Source organism: Sphingomonas sp. (assembly GCF_035317925.1).
GTDB lineage: Bacteria > Pseudomonadota > Alphaproteobacteria > Sphingomonadales > Sphingomonadaceae > Sphingomonas_I.
The window spans coordinates 1-11232 of the sequence record NZ_DATHFV010000198.1 but is presented as its reverse complement, the minus strand read 5'-3'; the positions used below and the strand labels follow the sequence as shown (position 1 = coordinate 11232).

Sequence of the window (11232 nt, the reverse complement as noted above, 5' to 3'; positions counted from 1 at the left end):
GTTCGCGACCCACGGCCTGATCGGCAACGGCGTTCTCGGCGAATCGGCTTTGGTGCTGACGCCGCCGGCCATCGCGACTGCGCACGACGACGGACTGCTGACCGCATCCGAAGCATCGACGTTGCGGCTCGATGCCGAATGGGTTGTGCTGTCGGGCTGCGACAGCGCCGGCGCGGAAGCCGCAGCCGCGCCGGTCTATTCCGGGCTTGCGCGTGCCTTCTTCCAGGCGGGCGGGCGATCGCTGCTGGTGTCGATGTGGCGCGTGCGCGACGATGTTGCGGCACGGCTGACGGTGGCGACGCTCGCCGGCAGCCGCACGATGAGCAAACCGCAGGCGTTGCGTCAGGCGGAACTGGCGTTGCTGGCGGACCGGTCGGCCGGCGCGGCGAACCCGGCCTTGTGGGCGCCGTTCACCTTGCTGGAACGGTAGGCGCGCGCATTGCGCGCGCCCAACCTCAGCCGAAGCTGAGGCTCGTCTTCCGGCGGCTGCGCAGCGCACCGCCAACCATGCCGAACCCGCCGACCATCAAGGCCCAGCTCGCCGGTTCCGGCGAAGGCGAGACCGCATCGCTGGAGTAGGTGCGGAAGGTGTAGTCATAGCCCGGATAAGAATCGAAGCTGGAGTTGGCGTAGGTGTTGCCGAATACATAATTGTTCTGCGTGTCGCCGGCGGCGCCGAGCGTGTTGTTGCCGGAGAATACCAGGAAATAAGTCTGGTTCGCCGCCACCGAAACCGGCGCCCAGAACACGTCCGCCCAGCTGCCTACACTGCCCATCGTCGATGCCGACGCAAGCAAGGTCGCCCCGAACTGATTGGGGAGATCGGTCCACAGGCTGATCGTGACAGTGTCGGTGGTGCCGACACCGCTAACAAGGAATAGCCCGGCACCCGACACGTTCGAGCCCGACGGAGCGAACGATTGAGCAAGGCCACCCTGCGAAAAGCCGGCCATGAAGGCATTGGCGACCGGGTCACTCTGATCCACGAAATCGGTGGCCCGCGCCGGCATCGCGCATGCCGCGCCCGTCAGAAACGCCGCTGCAAAATACTTGAACATGATATTCCCCCTGTGTGTGCGGCCGCGCCTTGGGCGAGATGGCCAATCGATCGAATGGAGACGACGGCTCTGTGCGAGCCTTCGCATCGCGGTTCAGGCGAAGCGCGGGCTTGCCCGCTTGCGGCCGCGCAACGCACCGCCGACCATGCCGAACCCGCCCAGCATCAAAGCCCAACTTGCCGGTTCCGGAACCGCCGACGACAGCGCGAAGCTGATCGGGTGCTGGTAAATGTCGCCATTGCCGAACGCGAGATAATCGCCGGGATGACCCCGATAATTGGCGTTGAACGCATCGTAAGACGTCGTCGCGGTGATGAAGCCGAGGTCGCCCCAATCCAGAGTTGGGTTCGATGTCGGATAGAGTAGGTTGTTATTACCCGCGATCGATCCGAGCGGCGCCACGCCCGTAATCGGGTCGCCGTTGATGAAGCCCGATATTCCGGTCACCAGATAGCCCGGCCCGGTGGCGCAGGTACCGCACGGATAGGCGTTGGCGAACGGTATTGTCTCATCCACCGTCACGGTTCCGCTGGCGCTGATGCCCGCCCCTGTGATGGTGAAGTGATAATCCGTCGCGGCGGCCCGATCATGCCACCCGCACGCGAGCACCGCTGTCGCAGCTAAAATCAAAGCAAACTTCATCACCAACCCCCAAGCACAATCTATACACAGCGTGTTATCATGCACACCGGGGTTGAGATATACTTCGACCGACTGAATCAGGCCGAGAAACTAGTATTACAGCAATTGTAATGATCGCCCGCGATTGCGGACGACCAAGCGCTTTTAGACTCAGCGTATCGCCCGCACCTGCCGTAAGCGGTTGGGCGACATCTGGTAGAGGCGATTCCAAGCGCGACGGAACTGGCGGGCGGAGCTGAAGCCTGCGCGTTCGGCGACCAGCTCCATGCTGAGCTGCGATGCGGTCACCAGTTCGTGGGCGAGCGCGATCCGCATCCGGTTGACGTAATCGGTGACGGTCAGCCCGGTCTGTTCGTTGAAGAGGCGGGAGAGGTTGCGGGCGCTGGCCGCCGCGATGTCGGCGAGCGCCGCGACCGACAAGTCGCGCGCGGGATCGGCGGCGACCGCGTCCTGCGCGCGGTGGATCGCGGGGTGGATATGGTTGCGCCCTTCGAGCCAGGGCGAGAGCTGCGGATCGGCGCCGCTGCGGCGCAGATAGATGACGAGATAGTGCGCTACCGCGAGCGCGGTGGCATGGCCCGCCTCCTGCGCGACGAGGTGCAGCATAAGATCGATACCGGCGGTGATGCCGGCGCTGGTCAGGCGCGCGCCGTCGTCGACGAACAGGCGGTTTTCGAGGACCCTTGCCCGGGGCGCGGTGCGGACCAGCTCGGCGATGCTGCCGTGGTGCGTGGTGCAGGCATAGCCGTCGAGCAGGCCCGCGCGCCCGGCGAGCAACGCACCCGAGCAGGTCGAGACGAGGCGTATGCCGGGCTGCACCACGTTCGCCAGCCAGGCGACGATCGTGGCCTCGGCGGCGGCATCGTCCGCGGGCGTCGCCACAGGCTGGCCGAGCGGTGCGTCGGTCGCGCCCGGCACCACCACCAGCGCGTCCGGCGGCAATGCGTCGGGCAGCCGCGCGATGCCGCCGAGTTCGAGCCCGATCGAGCTGCCGCCGGTCGCGCGCGGGCCGACATAGGAAACGGTGAAATGCACCGCGGCCTGCTCGAGATTGGCCTTGCGCAGCACCTCGAGCGGGCCGGCGACGTCGAGCAGCAGCACGCGCGGCGGCACGACCACGAACACGTTTATCGTGCGCGCCGTGGGCACCGGCTCGATCATGCGGCGAGCGCCTCGGGGCGTCCGGCAAGTGCCTGTTCGACCGTGGCGATGCGCGCGAAGCGATCCGCCAGCACGAGTTCGGTGCGCTCGCGGATCTCGGCCGGGCTGTAGACGCGGCCCGAGGCGGCGGTCATCGCGAAGGTCAGGGTCGCCTCGCCGACATAGTCGACCTCATAGCCGAGGTCGGACGCGTGGCGCGTCGTCGTCTCGCAGCATTGCTCGGTACGGATGCCGGAGACGATCAAACGGCGAATCCCATGCTCAGTCAGCCACACGTCGAGACCGCTGCCGACCAAAGCGCTGTGGCGGCGCTTGCGGAAGGTCGCGACGGGCCCGATGCGCAAAGGCTCGAGCGTGCGGACTAGGCCCGAGGCTTCGGAGAAAGCCCCCTGCTCCTCGACATGGAAGATCCGGACGACGGGGATGCCGGCGGCGACGGCACCGTCGATCAGCGCCTGCTGGCACTCGATATAGAGCGCGACATCCTCCTCGCGGAAATAAGGCCGATGGCGGAACGATTCCTGCGCGTCTATGACGATCAGAGCGGCATGGGACATTTTGCGATTCTCCGTCGGATGTGATGTAGGCGTTAGCCTAGAACCACATCAACCGGATAAAAGGCCGCCTCCGGACGACTATGGGACAAAACACGCCACACCAGCGAACAACTATAGCAGCCGACGCCGCTGCAGAGGATCGTTAGCGTCCCGATCCGATCGCGCCTATGTGGGGACCGTCCCGAGGCCGCCGCGTGGTGCTCGGCACTGAAAGGTGACGGAGCTATGCCGGCAACCGCGCCATCCAAGCCGCCGTCATTCGGGGCGCGAGCGACCGTTCCGCAGGCCAAAATGCTGGCCGCAGTCTGGACGTGCCCGATGCATCCGCAGATCCGTCGGAATGCGCCCGGCACCTGCCCGATCTGCGGCATGGCGCTCGAGCCTGAGGAGCCGAGCCTCGATGACGGCCCGAACCCCGAACTGGTCGACTTCACGCGCAGGACCTGGGTTGCCGGCACGCTCGCCGTCCCGCTGCTGGCGATCTCGATGGTGGCGGAAATGCTCGGCGTGCATGTCGTGCCGCCGGCCTGGTCGGCGTGGGTTCAGCTGGCGCTGACCGCGCCGATCGTGCTTTGGGCCGGATGGCCGTTCTTCGTGCGGGGATGGACGTCGATCCGGACGTGGCGCCTCAACATGTTCACCCTGGTCTCGATCGGGGTCGGCGCGGCTTTCCTCTACAGTCTCGTCGCGACCGTCGCGCCAGGGCTGTTTCCACCGACGTTCCGCATGCACGGAACCGTTCCGGTCTATTACGAGGCGGCGGGAGTGGTCGTAACCCTCGTCCTGCTTGGGCAGGTGCTCGAATTGCGGGCGCGCACCGCGACCGGCCGGGCGATCCGCGCGCTGCTGAATCTGGCGCCGAAGACGGCGCGGCGTATCGGCCCCGACGGCGGCGAGGAGGAGATATTGCTTGCCCAGGTCCGCGCAGGCGATCTGCTGCGGATCCGCCCCGGCGAGGCGATCCCTGTCGATGGCGTGGTGGCCGAGGGCCATTCGTTCGTGGACGAATCGATGCTCACCGGCGAACCGGCACCGATCGCGAAGGACGCAGGCGCAACGCTCACCGGCGGCACGATGAACGGCACCGGCAGCCTCGTCATGACGGCGCGGGCGATCGGCGCCGACACCGTTCTGGCGCGGATCGTGCGGATGGTCGCGGAAGCGCAGCGCAGCCGCGCGCCGATCCAGGCGATCGCCGACCGGATATCGGGCTGGTTCGTGCCGCTGGTGGTGGTGATCGCGCTCATAACTTTCGTGGTCTGGAACCTGGCCGGGCCCGAGCCGCGCTTCGGTCATGCGCTGCTGAACGCGATCTCGGTGCTGATCATCGCCTGTCCCTGCGCGCTCGGTCTGGCGACGCCCATGTCGATCATGGTCGGCACGGGGCGCGGCGCCCAGGCGGGCGTGCTGGTCAAGAATGCCGAGGCGCTGCAGGCGCTGGACAAGGTCGACACGTTAGTGATCGACAAGACCGGCACGCTGACCGAGGGCAAGCCGCGGCTCGTCGCGGTCGAGGCGCTGGACGGGATCGGCGAGGATCAACTGCTGGCCTTCGCCGCGGCGGTGGAGGCGCGGTCGGAGCATCCGCTCGCCCAGGCCATCGTCGTCGGGGCGACAGCGCGCGGGCTGACTGTGGCGGAGGCGGTGGATTTCAGTTCGACCACCGGCGCCGGCGTGTCGGCAAGCGTGGCGGGCCGCACGGTCGCCGTCGGCAATGCCGCGATGATGAAGGCCGTCGGCGCCGACGCCGAGGCTTTGCGGGTGCGCGCGGAAGCGCTGAGAGGGACGGGTGCGGGCGTCATGTTCGTGGCTCTGGAAGGGCACCTCGCGGGCCTCGTCGCGGTCGCCGATCCGGTGAAGGCCTCCGCGGCCGCCGCGATCGCCGATCTCCATGGCGAAGGCCTGCGCATCGTCATGCTGACCGGCGACGGCCGCGCCACGGCCGAGGCGGTGGCGAAAGCCATCGGCGGCATCGACGAGGTCCATGCGGATCTCAAGCCCGAAGACAAGGCGCGGATCGTCGCCGAGCTCAAGGCCAAGGGCGCGGTCGTGGCGATGGCGGGCGACGGCATCAACGACGCGCCGGCGCTGGCCGCCGCCGACGTTGGCGTCGCCATGGGAACGGGCACGGACATCGCGATCGAGAGCGCTGGCCTGACCCTCACCAAGGGCGATCTGGCGGCGATGGTGCGCGCGCGCCGCCTCGCCAGGGCGACGATGCGCAACATTCGCCAGAATCTGCTCTTCTCCTTCGTGTTCAACGGGGTCGGCGTGCCGATCGCGGCGGGCGTCCTCTATCCTGTGGCGGGCATGTTGCTGTCGCCGATGCTGGCGGGGGCCGCGATGGCGCTCTCTTCGTTCACGGTCGTGACGAACGCGCTCAGGCTGAATTCGGTAAAGCTATGAAAATCGGATGCCGCCACCACGCCAGATCCTGTTGAACATTGGGGAAGCCGCATGCACGCGATGGTGATGAACAAGATCGGCGGGCCGCTCGAATGGACGGAGCTGCCCGACCGGCAGCCGGGCCCGGGCGAAATCCGTATTAAGGTGGCCGCGTGCGGCGTATGCCGCACCGACCTCCATGTTCTCGACGGCGAGTTGCCCGCCGAACATGTCCCGATCATTCCAGGCCATGAGATTGTCGGCCGGGTCGAGGCGCTCGGCGCCGGGGTCAGCAATTTGCGGATCGGCGAGCGCGTCGGCGTGCCATGGCTAGGTCACACATGTGGCGTGTGCCGCTATTGCGTCGAACAGCGAGAGAATCTGTGCGATCGGCCGCTGTTCACCGGCTATACCCGCGATGGCGGTTTTGCGACGGCGGTCATTGCCGATGCCCGCTTCGCCTTCCCGCTCGGCGAGGCGGGTGACGATGTTGCGCTCGCGCCCCTGCTCTGCGCGGGGCTGATCGGGTGGCGATCGCTGGTAATTGCCGGGAAAGCACAACGGGTTGGCCTCTACGGCTTTGGTGCGGCGGCGCATATCGTGGCGCAGGTCGCGCGGTGGCAGGGCCGATCGGTGTTCGCCTTCACCAGACCCGGTGATGAGGCAACCCAGGCCTTTGCGCGCGAACTGGGCGCCACATGGGCCGGCGGATCCGACGAGTTACCGCCGGAACCGCTCGACGCAGCGATCATTTACGCGACCGTCGGCGATCTCGTGCCGGTGGCCCTTAAAGCTGTACGCAAGGGCGGCCGGGTGGTGTGCGCCGGCATCCACATGAGCGACATTCCGAGCTTCCAGTATCAGACGCTTTGGGAAGAGCGTGAGCTGGTATCGGTGGCCAACCTTACCCGGCAGGACGGGCTCGATTTCCTGGCTCTGGCGCCGGAGATCGGTATCGTCACCCACACCACGGCTTACCCGCTCAGACAGGCCAACGAGGCGCTTGAAGATTTGCGGGCCGGGCGGTTCGAAGGCGCAGCGGTATTGGTGCCCTGAAGCCGGCGAACTAGGCGCAAAACAATAGCCCCACCACATATGGGCGAAGACAACGTCAGGCGTCGTCTTCCTTGAGGACCGAGACCCAGCGCTGGAACAGACCAGCCGCGTCGGCCGGACGCATCGGCGCGCCCTTGGCGCTGCGAGGCGCATAGCCGAAGCGGCGACGGAAGGCGGTGCTGAAATGCGCCGGGCTGCTGAAACAATATTCGTCGGCCAGATCCGCCAACGACCGCGTCTCTTCCGAATCCGACAGCCGCGCGTGCGCCGCCTCCAGCCGCCGCCGTTGAATATAATTGGCGACTCCCCCGACATCATGGAGCGCGCGGTACAAAGTCGGCCGCGTCACCGCGAGATCGCGACAGATGCGCCCGATGCCCAGATCGGGCGCGGTGAGATGGCCATCGATGAAGTCCTTGATCTTCGCGGCCGAGGTGGTGCGCGAAGCACGCAGCCGCGGGCCCGACTGCTCGGGCGAAAGCGCCGCCACCGCGCCGACCAGCAATCCGAGCGTCGCCTCGCGTACCAGCGAGATGTCGCGCGCCCGCATTTCGGGCAGATGCCGGCTCAGCGCGATCATGTGTTCGGCGAAGAGGCGGCCGCCAGCGCCCTCCAACAACCGGCCATGCAGACGCGGCGCGTTGGGCACGGCTGAATCAACCAGGGTGCGCGACACGACCAGCATGATATTCTCCTGCGCCACGCCATAGACGTGCCACGGCACCGAGAAATCCATGATGCAGACCTGGCCGCTGCCAACATTGATCGTGCCGTAATCGAGCTCGGCCCACCAACGCCCGCGCGTCAGAAGGATGAAGGTATAAGTATCGCGCCGATAGGTGACGAGATGGGCGGGCGTACGGGCGATCTCGATCGCGGACACCTTGTTGTGGGTGACGACCAGATCGTCGAGCAGCCAGCCGCTGCAATCGATGCGAAAATCCTCCACCCCGACGCCCGGCGGCAGGATCGGATCATAACCGGGCGTCAGCTGCGACCAGGCCGCAAGCCGCTGCTCCGGCGGCAACGCATTGCCGTCGAAATGTGCCGTCGCGATCCTGGCGTCGTTTTCGTCCGTCACATCCCCAAACCTGAGCGCAATCTGTCACACGTTACGCAAGCCACGCAAATCGCCGGAGCAATTTTGAGACGTCGGTGAAAGTAGCGCGGGTCAAACGAGATGATCGCGGAATCGCCAATCCGAGAAAATCTGTAGGTTTCAAAAGGCAGCGCGGGAGCGTCCCCAAAGGCTTTTTCGCGCTATCAACTGGGGAGCGGCGACGATTTTGGCACGCACATCGATCGCCGACGCCCCTGGAGGCACCTTCCCCCCCGGGAGGGGTTTGGGCGGCCAGCGCACCCCACGCGACGGCCGCCCAGCCTTCGAACGTCCATACAGACCCCAATTGCCGCCGCGGATTTGTCGCGTGGAGAGAAATACGACGAGCCCTGGAGCTTTTGCACGAACTGCCGTCGTGTTGGCGGCAGGATGGTCGTCGGCATCGATGGCGAGCACTTACGAGATTTCCGGAACCTTTCGAGCGATCGGCGACAGCGCAACCCTATCGGGCGGCAGCTTTTCCGGTTCGTTCACGCTCGACGACGGTTTCTTCCCCTGCACGACCGAATGCAGCGACTATCTGTATGATGCCGCTTACGCGATCGACATATTCAACGCGTCCGGATCAAAGGTCACGACGCTCGCAAACACGCCCGGCAGCGAGAGCTATCTTCAGATCGCCACGACCTGTGCCGATATCCATGGGGGTCTAAGGCTCTTTTTCCGAAACTCCCGTTCAAGCTGCCTGCAGCTGGTGATGCCGCTCACCTTCGGCGGCACTGGAAGCATCGACTTCGAAGGAGCCAATTACGCCCTCGTCCAAGGGAATGGTTATGCGCACATCGAAGATGCCAGCGTCAAAGTCGTCACGGCCGGATGCGCAGATTGAGACGGCGACGTAAAAAACCGGAAAAAATTGATACGCTGGTGGGACCGGCACGACGATCAGGCCCGCTATTGCGGTGTCAGCAGTCCAATGCACGAAGGTACACTATGTTTAGAAATCGCACGGCGCGTAGCTGGCATCGTCTCGGTCTCCGCAAGCGCGGGCGTGGCGCGATTGCTCCTGCGGTAGGGGAAAGCGGTGCTGAAGCGCATGCGCGCAACCAAGTGCGTCTCATCCGGGAAAACCATCGCTTGGAAGTCCTGCGAATAAGGCAAAATATCTAGCGGAAACCCTCGCGTAAGGGCACCGATCGGTTTCGGGGCACGCCGGGCATGACGTGGCGCGTCGCGCAAGCGGCTATGATGCGCCCATAGTCCGGTGCCTCGTTTGGAACGAGAATTCTTACATCTCCGTCTCAAAACCCGCCCCATTGCGTCAGAACCGGCTGAACAGGATTTTTCCCTGACGATCTCCGTGGCATGGCCTGCTCAAACGAGACCGAAGGGAGGCGGCCTGCCAATGGCATATCCTGTTGGAGGAGCGGTTTGAGCGGGCCTGGCATCGGCATGCCGACTGCATCGAATACAGCATGACCTCCCGCCCTGCCCGACGGACATCGCCGGGCAAGACAAGCGATCGGGGCAGTTACGGGGCCGTCGGCAAAGCCTTGGGAATGATGGCGGCCGCCAGCCTTGTCCCGCCGGCAATGGCGGCTAAGCCGCCGATCGACGAAGGCGAACTCATCGTCACGGCCCAGTTGCGCGACCAACCCCGCACCGATGTGCCGATTTCGCTAAACGTGCTGAGCGCCGACGATATCGCGCGATATCACCTCGACACGCTCGAAGATGCCGGCAGCCTTGTGCCGGGCCTTCAGGTGCAGGCGCAATCGCCGAACGATCCGGGCTTCGGGATACGCGGCATCACGTCCGACAGCGGCGCCTCGTTCGACGAGGCGCGCGTCTCGATCCTCGAAAACGGCGTCTCGATCTCCCGGTCGCGCGGTTCCTATATCGAACCATTCGATATCGCGCGGATCGAGGTAGCCCGGGGGCCGCAATCGACGCTCTACGGGCGCGCCGCGCTGATCGGAACGGTGAACATCGTCGACAACAAGGCCGATCCCGCAGCGTTCGCCGCGCGGCTGCGGGTCGATCGCGGCAATGACGACGCGCTGACGGTCGACACGATGGTCAACCTGCCGCTGAGCGAAGACACGGCGCTCCGCGTCGCCGGCCGCTACCGGGTGCGCGACGGCGATATCCGCAACCTGTTGGGGGGCGACGACTTCGATTCGGTGAATACGCGCGCGCTGCGCACCTCATTGCATGCCGCGAGGGGCGCAGCCGCGATCGACCTGATCGCCTCGTACGAACATGACCAGCCGAGCGGCACATCGTTCAAGTCGATCACCTATCGCCCCACCGATCCGGTTACGGGCGCCGTTATCGGCGATCTCGGCCGCACCAGCGGGGCCGCATTGGCAACCGCGCCAGGGTTCGACGGGGACAGGCCGCTCGGGCTGAACCGCACTATCTGGGGCCTGACCGGCCTGGCATCCTACCGGCTGAGCGGGACGATGACGCTCAATTCGAGCACGAGCTACCGCCGGTTCAACGCGCACGAACGCTTCGATGCGGATGGCCTTTCGCTGCCATTGCTCACCGCGGCGGAGGATGCGGCGGGGCGGCAGGCCAGCCAGGAGTTGCGCCTGACCTATCAGACGGACGCGCTGACCGCGTTCGCCGGCGCCAATTATCTCCGCGAAAGCGCGTCGCAGCGCACGCCTGCGATGTTCGACGAACGCATGCTGCTCGCCCGGCTGGCCGGCGCCCTGAACGGCGGAATGGCGGAGCGGCCTGCCACCGATCCGGCGCCCGCCGCCTTGTTCTCCGACAGCCGGTTCACGGCGGCGTTATTGCAGGCGGTCGCGGCATCGACGGGCGCGGCACTTTCGCCCGCCGAGGCGCTGGCGATCGCCGCCAATCTCAAGCCACAGCATCTGGAAACGAGCACCAACGGTTCGCGCACACACTCGATCGATCTGTTCGGCGACGTCGCCTATCGGGTCGGCGCCGGGATCGAGCTTGGGGCGGGTGTGCGCTATTCGCGCGACGACAAAATCTCGTCCTATTCCTCCGCATTGCTCAATGGCCGTTCGATCCTGGGCGGTTTTCTTGCGGGGTTGACGCGACCTCCTGCCGTTCGCGACGCGTTGCTCGCCGCTTTGGCGACCCCCGGTGCAGCGAGCATTCCCTCTTCCGCGGCTTTCCCCGTTCCATTGTTCGGATTGTCGTTGCAGCCTACCGCCGGGAATGGTTCCGACCAAACCGCGTCGCTGCGGGATGGCGGCTTCGCCTGGCGGACCACCGCGCGCTACGAAGTGGCCCCCGAGACGAGCCTGTATATGACCTATGCGCGCGGCCG

The 11232-nt window shown here is 65.8% G+C and carries 10 protein-coding genes; 5 read left to right on the top strand and 5 right to left on the bottom strand.

Annotated features, from left to right (window positions below; genetic code table 11):
* A partial coding sequence (locus tag VK533_RS14865) for a CHAT domain-containing protein (protein ID WP_324379021.1) occupies positions 1-430 on the top strand: 430 nt, incomplete at its 5' end.
* A 25-nt stretch (positions 431-455) separates the two neighbouring features.
* Here VK533_RS14865 and VK533_RS14860 read toward each other — a convergent pair.
* From VK533_RS14860 to VK533_RS14845, 4 genes are all read right to left on the bottom strand, one after another.
* Complete coding sequence (locus tag VK533_RS14860) at positions 456-1058, bottom strand: PEPxxWA-CTERM sorting domain-containing protein (protein WP_324379020.1); 603 nt, start codon at positions 1056-1058, stop codon at positions 456-458.
* Positions 1059-1151: 93 nt separating this feature from the next.
* Complete coding sequence (locus VK533_RS14855; protein WP_324379018.1) at positions 1152-1700, bottom strand: PEPxxWA-CTERM sorting domain-containing protein; 549 nt, start codon at positions 1698-1700, stop codon at positions 1152-1154.
* A 150-nt stretch (positions 1701-1850) separates the two neighbouring features.
* The gene (locus VK533_RS14850) at positions 1851-2861 is read right to left on the bottom strand and encodes a GlxA family transcriptional regulator (RefSeq protein ID WP_324379016.1); all 1011 of its coding nucleotides are present in this window, start codon (positions 2859-2861) and stop codon (positions 1851-1853) included.
* On the bottom strand, positions 2858-3418 hold the full coding sequence (locus tag VK533_RS14845; protein WP_324379014.1) for a cysteine hydrolase family protein: 561 nt from the start codon (positions 3416-3418) through the stop codon (positions 2858-2860). Before VK533_RS14845 ends, VK533_RS14850 begins: the two co-directional genes overlap by 4 nt.
* Positions 3419-3643: 225 nt before the next feature.
* Between VK533_RS14845 and VK533_RS14840 the strand changes: the two genes are divergently transcribed.
* Both VK533_RS14840 and VK533_RS14835 read left to right on the top strand, forming a co-directional pair.
* Complete coding sequence (locus VK533_RS14840; protein WP_414712319.1) at positions 3644-5824, top strand: copper-transporting P-type ATPase; 2181 nt, start codon at positions 3644-3646, stop codon at positions 5822-5824.
* Positions 5825-5875: 51 nt separating this feature from the next.
* Positions 5876-6859: a zinc-dependent alcohol dehydrogenase family protein gene (locus VK533_RS14835; RefSeq protein WP_324379012.1), complete on the top strand. Its 984-nt coding sequence runs from the start codon at positions 5876-5878 to the stop codon at positions 6857-6859.
* A gap of 55 nt (positions 6860-6914) precedes the next feature.
* On the opposite strand, the gene VK533_RS14830 is transcribed toward VK533_RS14835, so the two are convergent.
* The gene (locus VK533_RS14830) at positions 6915-7940 is read right to left on the bottom strand and encodes an AraC family transcriptional regulator (RefSeq protein ID WP_324379011.1); all 1026 of its coding nucleotides are present in this window, start codon (positions 7938-7940) and stop codon (positions 6915-6917) included.
* 424 nt (positions 7941-8364) lie between these two features.
* On the opposite strand from VK533_RS14830, the gene VK533_RS14825 reads away from it, so the two are divergent.
* Together VK533_RS14825 and VK533_RS14820 are read left to right on the top strand one after the other, a co-directional pair.
* A complete protein-coding gene (locus VK533_RS14825; protein WP_324379009.1) occupies positions 8365-8808 on the top strand; it encodes a hypothetical protein in 444 nt (147 codons plus the stop codon).
* Positions 8809-9511: 703 nt separating this feature from the next.
* Positions 9512-11232: TonB-dependent receptor plug domain-containing protein (locus tag VK533_RS14820; protein WP_324379007.1), on the top strand; the 1721-nt coding region annotated here is incomplete at its 3' end.

Excerpts from the sequence above, each read along its gene's own strand:
- VK533_RS14860 (WP_324379020.1), bottom strand. The coding sequence starts at position 1,058 with ATGTTCAAGTATTTTGCAGCGGCGTTTCTGACGGGCGCGGCATGCGCG.
- VK533_RS14855 (WP_324379018.1), bottom strand. The coding sequence starts at position 1,700 with ATGAAGTTTGCTTTGATTTTAGCTGCGACAGCGGTGCTCGCGTGCGGG.
- VK533_RS14850 (WP_324379016.1), bottom strand. The coding sequence starts at position 2,861 with ATGATCGAGCCGGTGCCCACGGCGCGCACGATAAACGTGTTCGTGGTC.
- VK533_RS14845 (WP_324379014.1), bottom strand. The coding sequence starts at position 3,418 with ATGTCCCATGCCGCTCTGATCGTCATAGACGCGCAGGAATCGTTCCGC.
- VK533_RS14840 (WP_414712319.1), top strand. The coding sequence starts at position 3,644 with ATGCCGGCAACCGCGCCATCCAAGCCGCCGTCATTCGGGGCGCGAGCG.
- VK533_RS14835 (WP_324379012.1), top strand. The coding sequence starts at position 5,876 with ATGCACGCGATGGTGATGAACAAGATCGGCGGGCCGCTCGAATGGACG.
- VK533_RS14825 (WP_324379009.1), top strand. The coding sequence starts at position 8,365 with ATGGCGAGCACTTACGAGATTTCCGGAACCTTTCGAGCGATCGGCGAC.